The sequence below is a fragment of the Rhodococcus sp. H-CA8f genome (assembly GCF_002501585.1).
GTDB lineage: Bacteria > Actinomycetota > Actinomycetes > Mycobacteriales > Mycobacteriaceae > Rhodococcus_F > Rhodococcus_F erythropolis.
The window spans coordinates 1,382,316-1,399,990 of the sequence record NZ_CP023720.1; the positions used below are offsets into that span (position 1 = coordinate 1,382,316).

Consider the following 17,675-nt stretch of genomic DNA (forward strand, 5'->3'; position numbering starts at 1 on the left):
GGCACAGCCCCCGTGAGCGGTTAGGGAGTCTCTGGACTCCCTAACCGCTCACAGGCGCGCAGCGCCCAAAATCTCCGCCGCCAGGGCGTCGTTGTGCCGGAAAAACCCCGCATTGGTACGGGGACGAGGGAAAGCCGCCGACCAGTTGTGGCCTGCAACCCACGGCCCGGCCGCGAAGCGGCGAGGATGAGCTGTGTTGTCCTGGTCGAGAATTCGTGAAGTACCGTCGACGGCGAGCTTCGCCGAACTGTCCACGGTCGCACGAAGTTCGACTGCCTCGCCCCGACCGTGAAGCGTCCGCAGGAGCGAGTCACCGCTCGCGCTGATGGACGCAACCGGCAAGCGTGCTTCGACGAGGGTGTTCGCGGCCACGATGTCGGTGTGCGACGCACTGCGAGCGACAAAGATCCCAGCCCCCGTTGCCGGGTCGATCTCGGTGGAGAACACCGAATCCGGCCCGAGGAACTGGACGATGCCGGCCTCGTTGAGCGCGATCAACTGTTCCAGTCGCTCGGGTGGCGGACCACTGGCGATGAAGCTGAAGAACGAATGAAGCCAACCCTCGACGTCCTTGGCGACGGATTCGGCCGGGATTCTGCCGCGCCGCAGCAATTCTCCGACAGTCATGTACGTCGACAGCAGCGCTGAGAAGACAGCCGCGTCGGCGCTGAAATACGGGTCCGACCTCCGCGCGACGTCTGCCGAGATGTATTCGTTGATCCGGGATTGGACCTCGGCAAGTCCGTCGTAGCGCTCACCGCCGAGTGGGCGGTTCAGTCGCTCGAGATCGATACGGTCTTCCGGCTTCGGAACTGCGTTCTCGACCAGTTCCTGCAATCGAGACGATCCCCAAGCCAGCGAGGCGAATTCGGCGTCGAACTCCTCCCAGGTGCCCACCGTCCGATCCGGGTGCGACGCGAACAGTTCGTGATAGTGGGCGCCTGCCAATTCTTTCGACGCCAGCGGCCAGATGTCGTTTCGGAAATCCAACGGCCCGTCGCCGGGCACAAGATCAGCGGTGAAGAACCGGGGTAGCGGTGGCCGCGCGTCGGCGATCGAGTACGAAATCTTGGAGTGGTACGGCACGCCTCGACGAGATCCGGCGTACAACAGAGGTTCCCGACCCGAGGGAGTGTAAGTGAGGGTGCCGTCCTCACCGCGTTCGAAGACGCCGCCGCGGCTCTCGGCGAGGAGAACCATCCAGTCGATGAAAGCCAGCCCGAGCCCGGCGATCAGAACCGGTTCGCGTTCGGGAATGACATCGGCGTCGAGGTCGGCGGTGTATCCCGGACCTACGTAGGTCAACCCGTGCTCGGACGCGAAGCTGGTCAGCGCGGTTTCACGCGGGGCAGCCAACGCATCGGGGTGCCCTTGCGCGAGAAGGACGGCCGTTGCTTCGATGACAACTCCGTCGTCCAGATGAACCGTCTGTATCTCGCCGACGTTCACGATGTCGACCACTGATCGTCGATGAACCCGAACGTCGACGTGCGCTGGTGCGGAGTCGACCGCGGTCTGGAACACCCAGTTCAGGTATCGGCTCTGCAGTGACCTCGATGCAAACGACGACGGGGTGATCATCGGGACTTCTGCCGCGATTTCGGGGAATTCGGCAAGTTCAGCCGAGTGCTCGGCGACCCATTCCGCGAGGGTCGGACCCGGCAGCACTGGGCCGGTCACGGCGGTGGTCTCGTCGGTGAACATCGTGACGTCCGCGGTTGTCGAATTCATCCACAGAAGCGGCGCCTGGCTGCCTCGCCAAATGCGGCCGGCGCCTGCCGGATACGGGTCCACGACGTGAATGTCGATCGGTACGGGATCGGCGTTCACCGATTCGTGAGCGAGGATTCGCTCGAGTACGCCGGTCCCGCGGGGGCCACCGCCCACGATCACGACGACAGCTGCTGTCCCCACTGAGGTACGGGGTCGATCGCCTGGCACGAGTCCTCCATCGGACCTGGCAGAAAGCACCCGCACCTCAGCAGAGGGGGTTGCTGCGACGTCACGGAGCCAGGACTCTCGATCGCTCTGGATGGTTAGTCCAGCTTATCTTCGGAGAATCGTGAGGCAAGGAATTCCGGACATCAGATCAGCGTGAATCAAACAGTTGTCAATCGTTATCTTTCGGTTTGCGTTGCCGGCAGGATCCGAGCGTGAACATCCCCGAAGCCGATTCGTGATCCCCCGACGCCGGGAGCGGTGGCCGAGATGGCGATGGTGTCGCCGTCTTCGAGAAAGGTTCGAGTCTCGGAGCCCACGGTCACGGGTTCCTTGCCACCCCAGGTCAGTTCGATGAAGGCGCCGCGCTGATCCTTGTCCGGTCCGGAAATGGTTCCGGATGCAAAGAGATCGCCGGTGCTCGCTGCTGCGCCGTTGATAGTGGTGTGCGCGAGCATCTGCGCCGGCGACCAGTACATCTGGGCGTAGGGCGGCCGGGAGACGACGTGACCGTTCCATTCGACGGCCAGGTCGATGTCCAACCCCCACTTCTCCTCGCCGCGCAGGTAAGAGAGAGGTTCGGGGTCCTGCACCGGCGTATCGATTCGGGCAGCTTCGAGCGCGAGTAACGGGACAACCCACGCAGAGATGGACGTCGCGAAGCTCTTCCCGAGATTCGGGCCGAGAGGGACGTATTCCCACGCCTGGATGTCCCGGGCGGACCAGTCGTTCACGACGACGGCGCCGAAGACGTGCTCGGCAAAGTCGTCCGGGGTGATGGAATCGCCCATCTTCGAGGGAGTTCCGACGATGAAGCCCATTTCGGCCTCGATGTCGAGGCGGCGGGACGGTCCGAAATCCGGGTTCTCCTGATCGGGTGACTTGCGCTGTCCGCAGGGGCGAACGATATCGGTGCCGGAGACGACGATGGTGCTCGAGCGCCCGTGGTATCCGACCGGAAGGTGCTTCCAGTTCGGCATCAAGGGAGCAGCGTCGGGTCGGAACAGGCGTCCGAGGTTGGTCGCATGATTTTCCGACGCGTAGAAATCCACGTAGTCGGCCACCGCGATCGGTAAGTGCATCGTGACTGAGTCGACGGGAAACACTGCGTCCGAGTCTATTTCGCCGGTCACTAGATCCGTGATCCGATTACGCACCGATACCCACTGATCTCGGCCCAGCGCCATGAACGCATTCAGACTCGGTTCGGCGAAGACGGAATCTCCCAGTGTCGCTGCGAGATCGACCACCGAGTCGGCGACCCGAACACCAACACGCGGTGATCCTCCGGCGGGGGAGAAGATGCCGTATGGCAGATTGTCGATCCCGAACAACGAGTCGGCGGGAATGTCGATGGTCGTGACGGTCATACGAGTGTTCCTTCGGTTTTGTCGGAGCGGACGATCAATCCGAGACCTTCGAGCTCGATGAGAGGGTCCGAAATGCTACAGGTCCCGAACGAGAGGAAGCGGCGACGCACCTCGCCGGCCTCGTCCGCGGTCAGTTCGGCCAGGGCTTGCGCGATCGATTCGCCATCGCGTTGCGCCAGAGCAGCAACAACTTCCGAGCGGTCGGCGCCCCGCCTCACAGCGTTGACGGCCACCATGATGTTGAGGAAGCCGTGCTGCTCGAAACCTGTCTCCGGATCGGTATTGCGCACGCCGTGATGCAGTCCCGCGGTCGCCTTGAACGGGATACCCGCTCGGACAACGGATATCACGGCATCGGCGAGCTCGTCCTCGTCCGGGTACGCTTCGGCGACAATTCCTCCGGTGCGAAACTTCGCGGAATACCCGGCGGTTTCGAGCGCCGTCAGAAAGTCCACGCGTCGATCACCGCGGGGTACCTCGACAAAAATGTCCAGGTCGGGATGAGCGGCATGGACGGGAGCGAGTTCCTCGAAGGCGGCTTCGGCGTCCAACCCGTCAGGAATTCCCACTTCGACGGCGGCGACGCTGACACCGGGGATAGCGAGCGCGTTCGACAGTGCCGCCGCCGTATCGGCTGGACCGGCCGGCACAGTCAGACTCAGCGTCACCGGGTTGTCAGCTGAAACGTACGCGGCCAGTTCGCTCAATCGCGGCGCGGGAAAGACGAAGGGCCCGACCAGTGCGTCATAGTCCGCCTGCTGGTAGGCCGCGTGGGCCGGAACTGCCTCGGCAAGAGGAGCATTGCCGGGTGGGAAGAGTGCTGCGTCGTCGCACAGGCCGCGCAGGAGTGGGGAGATGATCGTCATTGCTGAGGCCCCCGCCCTGCCCAACTCCAGGCGTACGCTTCGTCTTCACAGGCCAAGGCTCCCTCACCCAATTCGAGGGGCCGGAACGTATCGACCATCACGGCCAGCTCGTCGAAGAACTCGGCGCCGATGCTTCGCTCGTACGCGCCGGGTTGTGGGCCGTGGGCGTGGCCGCCGGGATGAATCGATATCGAACCCTGCCCGATGCCGGAACCCTTGCGTGCCTCGTAGTCACCGCCGCAGTAGAACATGATCTCGTCCGAGTCGACGTTCGAGTGGTAGTACGGCACGGGGATCGACAGGGGGTGGTAGTCGACCTTGCGGGGCACGAAGTTGCAGATCACGAAGTTGTTCCCCTCGAATGCCTGGTGCGCGGGCGGCGGCTGGTGAACACGGCCCGTGATCGGCTCGTAGTCGGAGATGTTGAAGGTGTACGGGTACAAGCATCCGTCCCAACCGACGACATCGAAAGGGTGCGTGGGATAAACCATTCGGGTGCCGACGATGCCCGCCGACGTGCGGTGCTTGACCAGTACCTCGATGTCGGTGCCTTCGGCGATCATGGGCGCGGTCGGTCCGTGCAGGTCTCGTTCACAGAACGGTGCGTTCTCGAGTAGCTGGCCGAAGCGGGAAAGATAGCGCTTGGGCGGGACGATGTGACTGTTCGCTTCGATGGCGTAGGCACGAAGTGGTTTGTCACCCTTGGGGATCCATCGATGCGTTGTGGACATCGGGATCAGGACGTAGTCACCTTCACAGGCCTCGAGTGTGCCGAAGACAGTCTCGACGGTCGCCTCGCCAGATTCGATGTAGACCATCTCGTCGCCGATTGCATTGCGGTACAGGGGAGATGGCGCCGCCGCAACGACGTAGGACAGTCGCACGTCGGCATTTCCGAGGATGAGACGACGGCCGGTTACCACGTCGGTCTCGTTCCAGGTGCTTTCGGGAAACAGCGTGTGGAGTTTCAGATGGCGCGGTTTGAGGGGATGGTTGGGGGTTGTGCTCTGATCGCGCAGTTCCCAGACCGTTGCGTCGACGATGGCCGACGGGATCTCGCGGTGGTAGAGCAACGAAGAATCCGAGGAGAAACCTTCCTCTCCCATCAGTTCTTCGTAGTAGAGGTTGCCGGACTCGTCACGGTGTTGGGTGTGACGCTTCGGTGGGATGTTGCCGAGTTGTCGATAGAACGCCATGACGGGGCTCCTTCTGTGCTGTTCTGCCTGGCTCACCTCCACCAGATAGTAAATACATTAACTAAAATGATGTGATGGGCGCAACCCTTCAAGGGGGTTCGGGTCTATGTCAGTTACGTCCGCGTACGTCGAACTGGCTGCGGTTGGTGATCAGTTTGTCCAGGAGCATGACAAGAATTCGCTGTTCGGCCTCGCTCAGGACGCTGACCCAGGCGTGTTCGCGTTCGTTCTGCTCGCGAAACGCTTCGACCATGGCTTCTCGGCCTTTGTCGGTCAGGTACAGCTGGACCGAACGGCCGTCGTTCTCGGTGGGCCGACGATCGATCAATCCGTCTGCCAGCAGCGACTTGGACAGATTGGAGACCGCTGCCCTACTCATTCCGGTGAGCTCGGCGGCTGCCTTCGGCTCGATCGGACCGGCCAGCCAGGTGACGAACAACAGTCGGAAGGAGGACCATGACCAGCCTCGAGGGCGGTGGATCGACGACTCGAGATCGTACGTGACGACGTTGGAGGCTCGGTTGAGCGTCAGGAGAACCTCGGTGGCGAGCTGATCGCGAAAGCCGTGTTCGGTGGCCAGCTTTTTGTTGGCCAGTTCGATGAACGACCAGAAATTGAGTTCGCCGACGGTTGACTGGTCATCGGTTGTCCGGTCATTCATGGACTAACCCTAGCGCGATCGGCAGGTGATTAATCCATGTACTAGATTTCGGGGTTCTGATGAAACTTCGCAACCTGGCACTGCGGTCGAGGTTCTGAACTATCGTGACGCGCGTGACTGTGCGCAGCGACGAGTTTCCCCTGGATACCGACCTCATGTCGGTGGGGCAACTCGAGCGGAGACGACGATTGACCACGGCGGTGGTCGAGATGCTTGCAGAGATGCCGTCGGATCGAATCCAGATGAAAGAAGTGTCGGAGCGTTCAGGTGTGGCGCTAGGCACTCTCTATCGCTACTTTCCGACCAAACAGCAACTTCTCGCTGCGGCGATGACGGCGTGGAGCGGGCTCGAATCCGCTCGTCGTCCTGAGGAGCCGCGAACAGGCGGCGAAGAGAGCAATGCGTACGAACGGGTTCTGGCACTTCATCGCCGCGAGATGAAGGCATTCGAGCGTAGGCCTCACTTCGCTCGACTCGAGATCGAACTCCATTCGTCCTCGGATCAGTTCGTGATCGAGTCGTTGGATCAGCGCGCGGCTGCACATCGGAGAATGCTGTTCGAATTGATGGACGGTATTCCGGCCGAGACGGCGCGGGTTGCGGCCGTGGCAATGGGCGGCACGATGTTGACGGCCCTTGCACTGTGGACCAGTGGCCGGATCGGATTCGCAGAGGCCCAGCGGAACGTCGAAGACGTCATCGGACTGGTGCTTCGCTGAACGGTGTCACTCTAGAATTCAGTTCTTGTTTCAGTCGCTGTGAATGCGAATCATCGCTTCAGCTTCGTGAAAACGAAGACGCAGGAAGCGTCCTTACCTAGAATTCACTTACAAAACTGCCGGGGTGTCCGATCCAAGGATCGACGTATCCGTGACCTGTGAAAGTGAGTCGCAATGAAGCGCTCGTACCGAGCTCGCTCTCGAATCTGGATGGTTGTCCTGGCGTCGGCGACACTGGTGGTGACGGGGTGCGCCGGTAGCAGCCAAGGTACGACCACGGATGCATCGGACGTGACGGTCGGAGTTGTCGGTGACCAGAACAACGGGGGAGAGCCGCGCTCGGGTGGCACCGTGTCGTTTGCCACCTACAACGGGATCAGCAGTCTCGATCCGGCTGACCGTCAGGACGGCGGCGCTACCGGTGGTAGCGAAATGGCGGCCATCTACGACCTTCTGATGCGCTTCGATACGGCGGCGGGCGAATACGTTCCCCACTTGGCGCAGTCTTTGTCGGCCAACGGCGACAACACGGTGTGGACACTGAAATTGCGCGACGGCGTCACCTTCAGCGACGGCACTCCGATGGACAGTGCGGCAGTCCTGTGGAGTATCGATCACTATCTGCAGAAGAAGGGAACTCACGCGCTGGTGTGGAAGACCACTGTGCGCGAGACGAATTCACCGGATCCGAGTACGGTCGTCTTCACATTGGCGCAGCCGTGGGACGAGTTCCCGATCATGTTCACCACCGGTCCCGGCATGATCGTCGCGCCCTCGGCGATGGCTACCGGCACGTTCACCCCGATCGGGGCAGGTCCGTTCACCGTCGAGAAGTTCGCCTCCCAGGACGAATTGGTGCTCGCTGCCCGTCCGACGTACTGGGACGGGGCACCGTACCTCGAGAAGTTGCGCTTTCCGGCAATCGTCAACGAGAAGAGCAAACTCGAGGGATTGCACACCGACGGAATTCAGGTCGCCTATCTGAAGTCTCCCGATTTCATACACGAGGCTTTCGAAGCCGGTGATCCAGGATTTGTGTACTCGGCCAGCATGGCCGGCGTTCTGGCAATCAATCAGCGCGACGATCGGGCAGCGAAGGACGAGCGCGTGCGTAAGGCGATTGTCGCTGCGGTGGACCCGACTACGTTCAACGAGCGAGTTCAGGGCGGCTTCGGCGAACCCGGCACCGACATGTTCGCGTCGTGGTCGCAGTGGCACGGATCGGTGGCCGGGAACGGCTTCGACCCCGAGGCGGCGAAGAAGTATCTCGCCGAGGCGAAGGCCGACGGTTACGACGGAAAACTGACGTACGTCGGTATGAACGATCCGGCGACGCAGCGCAGCGCGCTGACGTTTCAGTCGCTCTTGCAGGCAGTGGGTTTCACGGTCGACATCACCTACGCAACCAGCATCAACGATCTGATTTCCATGCTGTACGCGAAGCATGACTACGACGTGTCCTACTTCGCGTTCAACGTGCTGGAAGAGTCACCGTTCGTGCGTATGTACGGCAACCTGTTCAGCGAATCGCCGTCGAACATTCTCGGCTACAAGAACGCTCGGATGGACGAGTTGCTCGGCAAGCTGCAAACAGCGTCGGGCGAGGATGAGCGGCGAGCCGTCATCGACGATATTCAAACCGTGGTCAACGAGACGGCGCCGATGGCCGTGGTCAACTCCGGCAAGGTTTTCATCCCGTGGCGCGAGAACGTGCACGGAGTGATGCCGAGTGCGGACGGGATTCTGCTCTTCGGCAACACGTGGTTGAGTTGATCCCCGCATAGGGGCCCGTGCCCCTCGAGGCGCTCGTCGCTGTCACTGACCGGTGGTTGGGGGCGGCCCGACGACCTCCAGGTCCAGTTCGGCACGAGCGCGCCCGAATCCTTCACCCGGGAAGGTCATGTCGCCTCCTTCGACGTGGATGTGAGCCTCGGTCGGACGGTTCATGTATTCGAAGAACTTCTCGAACACACCGGTGGTCAGGAGTCCGAGCATCTGCGTGCTGTGGCTGGCGAACGAGAAGCTGTGCACGGTACCGGCAGGTGCGTGAAGGAAGTCACCCTTGGTCAGAAGGATTTCCTTACCGTTCGCGTGCAACAGAAGTCGGCCCTCGAGGCAGAAGAAGTTCTCAGTGTGCTGACGGTGGAAGTGCAACGGAATGTATGGACTCTTGCCGCCGCTGGTGTGCATCGCGAAGTACGTTGAATCCGTGTTTCGGGAGCGTGCGAGATAGGTGTTGAGTTGGTCCATGCTCGCCCATCGGTCACCTTCTCCAGCGTGCAGGACGTAGGCCGAATTGGACTGGGGCAAAATCGATCCCGGCGAGGACGGAAGATCCTTCTTCTCCAGGTCCAGTACCCGAACTCCGTACTGTGCTGCGAGTTCGGATTGACGCGCATCCGAAACCTTCTGGTCAGCGCTGATGTCGAAGACGTGCGACGGAGTGGCGGTGCCCGATGCTGCGCCCCAACTGTGTCCGTCACCGACGGTGAGCCAACTCAGGAATCGCGTGCGATGCGCGAGCATGCGGTACGCGTACGGCGTGCCGGGTGGGATCGACACTGCGTCTCCCGCTACGAGGACGTTGGTTTCGCCCGGAAGCCAGACTTGGAGTCGACCATCGGTGACGTACAGGAAGCGGAATTCGTCAGAGTGCTGGACGAACGGTGTCTCTACGCCGGCACCGCCGTAGACGTAGGCGGCACCGAACTGTCCACCCGTATCCTGCGGGCGGGCGATGACTGTGAGGAGTTGGCCGCCCAGTTGGTATCGCTCACCTTCGCCGGCAGAAAGGTGATAGGGCACGCAACGCCCTGGCAGAGAATCCGATTCGGGAACTGTGGACTGGACGTCGTCGAGGCTCGGAATGTCGAATGTGGTCATGTGACGGGTGCACCTGCTTTCAGCGTTCGAGAGAAAAAGGCTTCGATTGCCGCGAACGACGCGCACGGGTGAAGTTCGACGAACTGCTTCCAACGATTGGTGGAGGCTCGGATGGTTGCGGGCGCCGACGGATCGCGCTCGAGGTGCCCCTGATCGAGACTGAGGCCGGGTCCCAACTCCAACACATGGCCCGGATTGAAGAATCCGTGGCCGAAACCGTCGACGAGATACAGGATCACGTCGTTTCCGTAGGAGGCGAGCGACTCGTACAGAGTGACGCTCTGGTGGAAGGGAACCATCGTGTCCTCGCTCCCGTGCATGACGAGGAACGAGGGTGTGCTGCCCTTGGCTACGCGGGCCGGGCTCGCATCGTATGCGGCGGCAAGGTTGTCTCGAATCGGTCCACCCAACAGTGATGCCTCGGGCGATCGTTTTTCGGATTCGGAACTCGGAGACGAAAGATCTACCAGTGCAGGTAGATCCGATGGACCGTAACCGTCGACGACGGCGTGGACAGCGGAGCTGACGGACGAGGCCTCTTCGTGTTCGAGGCACAGCGTCGAGGAATGGATGCCGGCAAGCGCTGCGAGGTGCCCTCCTGCCGACGATCCCCAGAGTCCAATTCGATCAGGATCCACACAATGTTCGGCGGCGTTGCTGCGCAGCCAGCGCACTGCGCGCCGAACGTCGAGCAATTGGCCGGGGTGAATTGTGTCCGGCGCCAACCGGTAGTCGATGCTGACCATCACGTATCCCGCTGAAGCGAAATGCTTCGCGAGGTCTGGGCTGGCCGTGCGGTCTTGTAGCCGCCATCCGCCGCCGTGGATCCACACGATTGCAGGCAATGGCTGCGGTGGGTCCTTCGGTCGGACTATGTCGAGATGTAAGCCAGGGGCGTACTCGACGGTGGAATGGCGGACATCGGTCGAAACCGTGTCCACGTGGGTGAACTCCTTCGACGTGAACCCGGGCCTGGGTCGTCGCTTTCGCGGTTGTAAGGCCTCTCCTTAGGTCACTGTCTAGTAAGGCAAGGTAACAGGAAAGCGAGAGATCCGGAAGCGAACATCCGATTCTTCGAGAAGGATCGGTCACAGGGCACGACACCCCGTGCGCCTTTTGGGTAGTGCCCACTACCAAAAAGGCGCACCGGGGCTTTGCCCCTAAAGCTCCGCTCGTACCACCTTCGCGGCTTCGACGAGGTTACGCAGTGACGCTTCGACCTCGACGGAACCGCGAGTCTTCAATCCGCAGTCGGGGTTGACCCACAATCGTTCGACCGGAACAGCTTTGAGTGCTTCGCGTAGCGACTCCGCGATCTCGTCGACGCTCGGCACCCGCGGCGAGTGGATGTCGTAGACACCGGGGCCGACGCCGAGGTCGAACCCGACCGAACTGAGATCGTCGAGGACCTCCATGTGTGAGCGTGCTGCCTCGATGGACGTGACGTCCGCGTCGAGGCCGGCGATGGCGCCGATCACCGCTCCGAACTCGGAGTAGCACAGGTGCGTGTGGATCGCGGTGGAATCCGCGACGCCCGAGGTGGCCAACCGGAAGGCGCCGACCGACCAGTCCAGGTAGGCGCGCTGATCCTCGGCACGCAGTGGGAGTAGTTCTCGCAGAGCCGGTTCGTCGACCTGGATGATTCCGATTCCGGCGGCCTGCAGGTCGACGGTCTCGTCTCGAATGGCCAGTGCGACTTGATTTGCCGAGTCGGCGAGGGGTTGGTCGTCGCGGACGAACGACCAGGCCAGAATGGTGACTGGTCCGGTGAGCATGCCCTTGACCGGCTTGTCGGTCAGGGACTGTGCGTACGTGATCCAGTCGACGGTCATCTGCTTCGGGCGCGAGACGTCGCCGTACAGAATCGGCGGACGCACGCAGCGGGTGCCGTACGACTGGACCCAACCGTTGGCGGTGGCGAAGAATCCGTCCAACTGCTCCGCGAAGTACTGGACCATGTCGTTGCGTTCCGGCTCACCGTGAACAAGCACGTCCAGGTCCAGCTTTTCCTGGAGCGCAACAACTTCGGCGATCTCGGCGCGCATACGGTTGACGTACTCGGCTTCGTCGATCTCACCTTTGCGCAGTGCTGCGCGAGCGATGCGGATCTTCGAGGTTTGCGGGTATGAACCGATGGTCGTCGTGGGCAGCGGCGGCAGAGAAAGCAGCTCGTCCTGGGCAGCGCGACGTTCGGCGGCGGGCGCGCGACCGGTCGCCGAGTTCAGCACCGCGTCCAGACGGCCTCGAACACTCGCATCATTAAGTCTGCGATCGTCCTTGCGGGTCGACGCGGCCGCTCGTGCCAGAGCGAACTCGTCCTCCACCGACTCTCGGCCCTGTGTGAGAGCGGTTGCGAGAGTTACTACTTCCTTGACCTTCTCGGTGCCGAACGCGAGCCACGAGCGCAGGGCCTTGTCGACATCGGACTCAGCGTCGAGTGTGTACGGAACGTGCAGCAGGGAGCACGACGTGGAGACGGCAAGCGTGTCCACGCTGCCGAGCAAGGCACCCAAAGTGCTCAGTGCCGAGTCCAGATCGGACCGCCAGATGTTTCGTCCGTCGACCACTCCGGCGACGATTAGTTTGCGGGCGAGTTCAGGTACGGAGCCGATCGAATCCTGACCGGCCACCAGGTCGACGGCAAATCCTTCGACGCCGGTGGACGCAAGCGCGGGCAACGCGTCACGCAGCGAACCGAAGTACGACGCCAACAGGATCGACGGCCGCTCGGACAGCGCTGAAAGCTGTTCGTACGCAGCGCGTGCCGCTTCGATTTCCTCATCGGTGCGATCGCCCACGAGGGCGGGTTCGTCGAGCTGAACCCAGCTCGCACCGGCCTTCGCGAGCCGACCGAGTAGATCCGCGTAGAGGGGGAGTAGTTCGTCGAGCCGCGAGAGCAGCGGCTCGTCGGTGCCGACAGCCTTCGAGAGCAGCAGGAAGGTGACCGGTCCGATGACGACCGGGCGGGCTGCAATGCCGTCGGAAAGTGCTTCTGCCAGTTCGGACAAGACCTTGGACGGGTCGAGTGCGAACGTGGTGGACGGTGAAATCTCCGGCACCAGGTAGTGGTAGTTGGTGTCGAACCACTTCGTCATTTCGAGTGGCGCGATGGTGTCCGTCCCACGGGCAGCGGCAAAGTAGCGGTCCAACGGATCGGCGACCGACGCGACGCGGTCGGGCAGCGCGCCGAGAAGAACTGCGGTGTCGAGCATCTGGTCGTAGAAGGAGAAGGTATTGACCGGGATGGAGTCGAGGCCCAGGTCACGGAGGTCGGCCAAGCCCTGCCGACGGAGGTCACGGGCGACAGCCTGCAGGGCGTCGGCGTCGATGCGCCCTGCCCAGTAGCTTTCGGTTGCCCGCTTGAGTTCTCGATGAGGACCGATGCGCGGTGAGCCCAGCACGGTCGAAGTGAATGTTGTTGTCACGGAGTTTCTCCAGATTGCCAATGCATTGATGGCCACTGCCGGCAGACGGGTACACCTCACGAGACCTCGAGTTTCGGCGGACAGTACTGCCCGCACCGCACACGAGGTCCGATGGAGATCTACACGCCCATTCCACGAGGCGGTGGACCGTCGGGCACGGCGTGCCCGACACAGTCGGCAGGTCTTCGGACTCGCGGGCACTCGATCGAGTTGGATCGAACCTACTGGCCGTCGCTTCCCAGGCGGATGCCCAGTGCACATAAACGGCGGTCGTTCCTGCTTACCGCTGCGGGACAGTCCCGGATTTTCACCGGGTTCCCTCTCACTCCGACAGCTTGCGCTGACGGGGCTTCGACGCCGGGAACGGTCTTCGGGGCTCCTCATGACCGCGCCGGGCGAACCAGCTGCATCGACCAGCATAAGGCCAACCCTCCCTGAGCAGTCAAGGAGAGTCGGCGAAGGGCGCTACGCGCGTGACATGTAGGAATTCGAGTCCGGTGGTACGCGCGGAAGATTCTCGGAGGAACGTAGATTCTCCGCCATTTCGACAAGCAGATCCTGCGAAGACGGCGATAGATCGACGACGCGAGAGGTGAGGTTTCGCAGGCGCACGTTGTGCAGCTGTTCGAGGAGAGAGAGGTCCGCCTCGCCGCCCGAGATCGCGGGCGGAGTTTGATCGGACGGGGCGTAGAAGTAGTCCGGATGGACGTTGAAGAAGTGGGCGAGGGCGGCAACCACTTCGGGTGACGGGTTGGTTCGGACGCCGGTGCGCAGTTGGGACAGGTACGGCGTCGAGATGCGGCAGCCGAACTCGGTCATGCCGCGAACGACCATCGCGTTGGTGACGTGAAAGTCGGCAGTCTCGAACAGCGAGTTCAAGCGATCGTTGAACTGGTTCGACATGAGACGTCCCTTCCCCCGTTACGCACAGGCTCCGTCGATTCAATTAACTGCATCATAGCCAGTTATCGAACGATTAGCTGTTTTGGATTCTCGCGGAGGGGGTTGTTTGCAGGGAAAATCCCTAGGGTAGAAGGTCCCTACTTTGAGTGATCTGGACAAATCGCCGTCAAGAATCGAACGGCGAACTATTTGCCGGGGAAGCGGATTCCGGCCACGCGGATCAGAGCCAGCCGTTCGACTCGGCGATTCTGACGGCTTCCGCGCGCGTCGACGCACCTGTCTTGCCCATCGCGGATGACAGATGATTTCGAACTGTCCCTGCGGACAAGAAGAGCGCCCCTGCGATGGCTGCCACGGGTGCGCCGTCGTGAGCGGCGCGCAGTACTTGGGTCTCACGCTCCGTCAGGGGCGACTCGCCGCTGACGAGGCTGTCGGCCGCAAGGGTGGGATCGACGACGCGCAGTCCGGCGTGGACACGCCTGACTGCGTCGGCCAACTGCCTGGCGGGTGTGTCCTTGACGACGAACCCGCCGGCCCCGGCGTGCAGGGCTTTGCGAAGAAATCCGGGACGTCCGAACGTGGTGACGATCAGGACTCGGGTGTCGGGTGCTGCCTCGCGAAGGGCCGCCGTCGCGGCGATTCCGTCCATGCCGGGCATCTCGACGTCCAGAAGCGCGACATCTGGGCGGTGTTCGAGAACAGCGGCCACAACCTCGTCGCCGCGACCGACCTCGGCCACCACGGAGAGGTCGGATTCCAGATCGAGTAGTGCGGCCAACGCTCCTCGCACGAGCGCCTGGTCGTCCGCCAAGAGCAGCCGTATGGTTGCTCGATCGCCCTGGCTGTTCACTCTGTCTCCTGTTCGACTACCTGAAGTGCAAACCCCTGCGGCTGGGGATGAGTGATGATCACTCGTGCGCCCGACGCTCCGGCGCGCTCGCGTAATCCGATCAGACCGTTGCCGGAAGACGTCGACCCGGCCCCTTGCCCGTCGTCGACGACCGACGCACTATTTTCGTCGACCGTGATCCGGCAGTGGGTCGCACCGCTGTGTCGAACGACGTTGGTGACGCCCTCACGGATCGTCCATGCAAAGAGTTCGCGAAGACGCGTGGGAACCATGTCGGTACTGCTCGGCACCTCGTCCTCGATACCAGCCGCACGCAATGCCTCTCGTGCTCGGGCTATCTCGACGGGAAGAGAAATCCCACGAAATCCTTCGACGGCTGAACGCACGTCTGCCAACGCGTCACGCGAAAGTCTTTCGAGGTCGTCGAGTTCGTTGCGCGCACGTTCGATATCGACATCGAGTAGGCGATTGGCCAGTTCGGCTTTGATCGTGATGACGGTCAGCGAGTGCCCGAGGATGTCGTGCAGATCGCGCGCCATCCTCGTTCGCTCCTCCATGATTGCCCGCTGCTCCTGCTCTTCGCGTTCATGGAGCATGGCGAAGTTGCGGCTGATCAGGGACATGATGCCCCAGGTCGCGAATGCGGCCGCGCAGACTCCGAGCGAGAGTCCGGAGTAGTTCCCCCACCCGGACGAGAGGCTGACTATCTCCACGGAGGCCGCGAACACCAAGGCGAGAATGCCGCCCGCGACGGTCGGCAGCAGCGTCACCGCTGTCACCGCGAGATACGGTGCGGCTGCCAAACCAGTCGGCCCGACGCTGACGATCATCACGGCGGCCAACGCGGTCAAGGCGGCCAAAGCCAGTGCAGCTTCGCGAATCGTCGGCCGAGTCATTGTCATTCGACGCCGCTGCTGCGTTGTGGCGAACGTGTAGAGATAGAGCGCACCGAAGGCGACCGTCGCGAGAATCCCTGTCCAGCCGCGCAGTTCGTCGCGCAGATTCCATCCCTCGATCAGCGGCCCGCCGAGAAATACCATCCAGACCGCCGCGAAGAGAACGCCGAAACGATTCCGCCGCGGGAGCGCGACGGAATCTTCTCGGTCAGTCGTTTGCGACAACTACACACGCTCCGTATCTCGTTGGAACCGCCAGATCGCTCCGCCGGCGAAGATGGCGAACCACACCAGGATATTGACGATCCAGGTCCAGTGAATGCTATTGCCCGTCAACGGTGCGTGGGCGAGGGCGTTGATGCCGAACATCGGGGTGAACTGTGCGATGGTCGCCCAAACGGAACCGTCGGTGAGCGGTACGAAGAGTCCGCCGCCGAAGGCGAGCAGAGCCAGTCCCGGTCCGAGCAGCTGCATGACGTTCTCACTGGGGAGTAGATACCCCATGAACAGGCCGAAGGCCGCGAAGATCGACGATCCCAACCAGGCGATCAATGCCGTTGTGAACCAGAGTGATCCGTCCATCTGCGCCGAGGTGAACGCTCCGACGACGTAGACGACAAGGATCGAGACGAGACCGAGCAGCATCGCCATGATCAGTTTGACGGCGATGTAGGCGACCGGGGTCAGGGGAGTCAGCCGAAGTTGTCGGCTCCATCCGGACGCTCGTTCGATCGAGACCATCGCTCCGCCGCTGGTGGTGGCCAGCATCGCGCCGTAGAGAGCCATGCTGATCATGATGTACGCGGCGACATTGCCGTGCCCGATCCCGTGGTCGTCGTCGCCTTGACCGAGCCCGAAGACGAGGAAGAAGACAACCGGCATGACGAGCGTGAAGATCATCGTGCGCCGATTGCGAGTCAGGCGACGAAATTCCAATCGCAGTAGCGTCGTGTTGAATCCGCCGAGAGGTACGACGGTTCGCTCGGCTCCGTAGGTGTTCGCTTCGGTTGCAGTGGTCATCACTTCTGTCCTTCGGAGTTGTTCGACGTGAGTGCGATGAATGCGTCTTCGAGGCCACGCGAGACGATTTCGAGATCGCGAGCCTGGGTATTGGTCAACAGGAACCGTGCAACGGCATCGGTGTCACCCGAGTGCACGAGCAGTGACTCACCGCGCACCTCGACGGCGTCGGAGTTCGGTATGGCTCGCAGGAGTTCGTCGGTGATGCCTGGAACAGTCGCGCGCAGGGTGCGTCCGGACGCCATCGCCTTGACCTCGGCGGTGGTCCCGTCTGCGACCACGGTGCCTTGCCTGACGAGGATGATGCGGTCGGCGTAGACATCGGCCTCTTCGAGGTAGTGCGTCGCAAAAAGCACAGTGCGACCGTGATCTGCGTCGGCGCGGATGGCGGACCAAAAGTCCCGACGCCCTTCGACGTCCATGCCGGTGGTGGGCTCGTCGAGAATGAGCAATTGGGGGTTCGACAGCAACGCCATCGCAAATCGCAACCGCTGTTGTTGTCCGCCTGAGCATTTGCTGACCAGGCGATCGGAGATGTCGAGGATTCCGGCTCTCCCCAGCACTTCGTCGACCGGACGGGATTGGGCGTACAGGCTGGCGGTCAGCTGCACCGTCTCGGCAACCGTCAGCTCTTTCAGTAGTCCGCCGGTCTGCATGACTGCGGAGACGAGTCCGCGGGCGATCGCCGATCGCGGTGACATTCCGAAGACGCTCACGTCGCCCGACGTCGGCCGGGACAGGCCGAGGATCATGTCGATGGTTGTCGTCTTGCCTGCGCCGTTCGGGCCGAGGAACGCGACGATCTCGCCGGGGCGGATGCTCAGGTCGATACCCTTGACGGCGTCGACGGTTCCGAAACTCTTGCGAAGTCCGGTCAACCGGACGGCGTCGTGTGCCGATCCTTCACTGAGTGTGTGCAGTGCCTGTGCTGAGGTCATACATAGAATC

General features: G+C 62.2%; 15 protein-coding genes and 1 riboswitch. Of the genes, 2 read left to right on the top strand and 13 right to left on the bottom strand.

Annotation, left to right across the window (positions count from 1 at the left end; all coding sequences use genetic code 11):
* Positions 1 to 48: 48 nt before the first annotated feature.
* The 5 genes from CPI83_RS06655 to CPI83_RS06675 all read right to left on the bottom strand — a co-directional run bounded on the left by CPI83_RS06655 (position 49) and on the right by CPI83_RS06675 (position 6,031).
* The gene (locus CPI83_RS06655) at positions 49 to 1,941 is read right to left on the bottom strand and encodes an FAD/NAD(P)-binding domain-containing protein (protein ID WP_232816875.1); all 1,893 of its coding nucleotides are present in this window, start codon (positions 1,939 to 1,941) and stop codon (positions 49 to 51) included.
* Between the two features lie 176 nt (positions 1,942 to 2,117).
* Positions 2,118 to 3,308 (bottom strand): fumarylacetoacetase, encoded by a 1,191-nt coding sequence (gene fahA, locus CPI83_RS06660; protein WP_042952770.1) that lies wholly within the window; start codon positions 3,306 to 3,308, stop codon positions 2,118 to 2,120.
* Positions 3,305 to 4,174: a hypothetical protein gene (locus CPI83_RS06665; protein WP_097386983.1), complete on the bottom strand. Its 870-nt coding sequence runs from the start codon at positions 4,172 to 4,174 to the stop codon at positions 3,305 to 3,307. Before CPI83_RS06665 ends, fahA begins: the two co-directional genes overlap by 4 nt.
* The gene (locus CPI83_RS06670; protein WP_019745013.1) at positions 4,171 to 5,370 is read right to left on the bottom strand and encodes a homogentisate 1,2-dioxygenase; all 1,200 of its coding nucleotides are present in this window, start codon (positions 5,368 to 5,370) and stop codon (positions 4,171 to 4,173) included. The genes CPI83_RS06665 and CPI83_RS06670 overlap by 4 nt, the downstream gene beginning before the upstream one ends.
* Positions 5,371 to 5,479: 109 nt before the next feature.
* Positions 5,480 to 6,031, bottom strand: a complete 552-nt coding sequence (locus CPI83_RS06675; RefSeq protein ID WP_019745012.1) for a MarR family transcriptional regulator — start codon at positions 6,029 to 6,031, stop codon at positions 5,480 to 5,482.
* 104 nt (positions 6,032 to 6,135) lie between these two features.
* On the opposite strand from CPI83_RS06675, the gene CPI83_RS06680 reads away from it, so the two are divergent.
* Positions 6,136 to 6,750 (top strand): TetR/AcrR family transcriptional regulator, encoded by a 615-nt coding sequence (locus CPI83_RS06680; protein WP_024487276.1) that lies wholly within the window; start codon positions 6,136 to 6,138, stop codon positions 6,748 to 6,750.
* Positions 6,751 to 6,924: 174 nt separating this feature from the next.
* Positions 6,925 to 8,523 carry an ABC transporter substrate-binding protein gene (locus CPI83_RS06685; RefSeq protein WP_097386984.1) on the top strand — a complete coding sequence of 533 codons (1,599 nt, stop codon included), beginning with the start codon at positions 6,925 to 6,927 and terminating at the stop codon, positions 8,521 to 8,523.
* A gap of 42 nt (positions 8,524 to 8,565) precedes the next feature.
* Here the strand turns inward: CPI83_RS06685 and CPI83_RS06690 are convergent, their stop codons facing one another.
* From CPI83_RS06690 to CPI83_RS06725, 8 genes are all read right to left on the bottom strand, one after another.
* The gene (locus tag CPI83_RS06690; RefSeq protein ID WP_080909071.1) at positions 8,566 to 9,633 is read right to left on the bottom strand and encodes a quercetin 2,3-dioxygenase; all 1,068 of its coding nucleotides are present in this window, start codon (positions 9,631 to 9,633) and stop codon (positions 8,566 to 8,568) included.
* Positions 9,630 to 10,574: an alpha/beta hydrolase gene (locus CPI83_RS06695; protein WP_097386985.1), complete on the bottom strand. Its 945-nt coding sequence runs from the start codon at positions 10,572 to 10,574 to the stop codon at positions 9,630 to 9,632. Before CPI83_RS06695 ends, CPI83_RS06690 begins: the two co-directional genes overlap by 4 nt.
* A gap of 219 nt (positions 10,575 to 10,793) precedes the next feature.
* Positions 10,794 to 13,058, bottom strand: coding sequence for a 5-methyltetrahydropteroyltriglutamate--homocysteine S-methyltransferase (gene metE / locus CPI83_RS06700; protein ID WP_080909248.1), 2,265 nt, complete (start codon positions 13,056 to 13,058; stop codon positions 10,794 to 10,796).
* Positions 13,059 to 13,216: 158 nt separating this feature from the next.
* A riboswitch (cobalamin riboswitch) is annotated at positions 13,217 to 13,418 on the bottom strand.
* A 105-nt stretch (positions 13,419 to 13,523) separates the two neighbouring features.
* Positions 13,524 to 13,961 carry a helix-turn-helix transcriptional regulator gene (locus tag CPI83_RS06705; protein WP_019745008.1) on the bottom strand — a complete coding sequence of 146 codons (438 nt, stop codon included), beginning with the start codon at positions 13,959 to 13,961 and terminating at the stop codon, positions 13,524 to 13,526.
* 220 nt (positions 13,962 to 14,181) lie between these two features.
* Complete coding sequence (locus tag CPI83_RS06710; RefSeq protein ID WP_019745007.1) at positions 14,182 to 14,811, bottom strand: response regulator transcription factor; 630 nt, start codon at positions 14,809 to 14,811, stop codon at positions 14,182 to 14,184.
* Entirely contained in the window at positions 14,808 to 15,932 is a 1,125-nt protein-coding gene (locus tag CPI83_RS06715) for a histidine kinase (protein ID WP_021332163.1), read from the bottom strand. Before CPI83_RS06715 ends, CPI83_RS06710 begins: the two co-directional genes overlap by 4 nt.
* Positions 15,933 to 16,727: an ABC transporter permease gene (locus CPI83_RS06720; RefSeq protein WP_019745005.1), complete on the bottom strand. Its 795-nt coding sequence runs from the start codon at positions 16,725 to 16,727 to the stop codon at positions 15,933 to 15,935.
* A complete protein-coding gene (locus CPI83_RS06725) occupies positions 16,727 to 17,665 on the bottom strand; it encodes an ABC transporter ATP-binding protein (protein ID WP_070385601.1) in 939 nt (312 codons plus the stop codon). Before CPI83_RS06725 ends, CPI83_RS06720 begins: the two co-directional genes overlap by 1 nt.
* Positions 17,666 to 17,675 lie beyond the last annotated feature (10 nt).

Coding starts and splice junctions, on each gene's coding strand:
- CPI83_RS06720 (WP_019745005.1), bottom strand. CDS start 16,727: ATGACCACTGCAACCGAAGCGAACACCTACGGAGCCGAGCGAACCGTC.
- CPI83_RS06670 (WP_019745013.1), bottom strand. CDS start 5,370: ATGGCGTTCTATCGACAACTCGGCAACATCCCACCGAAGCGTCACACC.
- CPI83_RS06705 (WP_019745008.1), bottom strand. CDS start 13,961: ATGTCGAACCAGTTCAACGATCGCTTGAACTCGCTGTTCGAGACTGCC.
- CPI83_RS06690 (WP_080909071.1), bottom strand. CDS start 9,633: ATGACCACATTCGACATTCCGAGCCTCGACGACGTCCAGTCCACAGTT.
- fahA (WP_042952770.1), bottom strand. CDS start 3,308: ATGACCGTCACGACCATCGACATTCCCGCCGACTCGTTGTTCGGGATC.
- CPI83_RS06675 (WP_019745012.1), bottom strand. CDS start 6,031: ATGAATGACCGGACAACCGATGACCAGTCAACCGTCGGCGAACTCAAT.
- CPI83_RS06665 (WP_097386983.1), bottom strand. CDS start 4,174: ATGACGATCATCTCCCCACTCCTGCGCGGCCTGTGCGACGACGCAGCA.
- CPI83_RS06725 (WP_070385601.1), bottom strand. CDS start 17,665: ATGACCTCAGCACAGGCACTGCACACACTCAGTGAAGGATCGGCACAC.
- CPI83_RS06685 (WP_097386984.1), top strand. CDS start 6,925: ATGAAGCGCTCGTACCGAGCTCGCTCTCGAATCTGGATGGTTGTCCTG.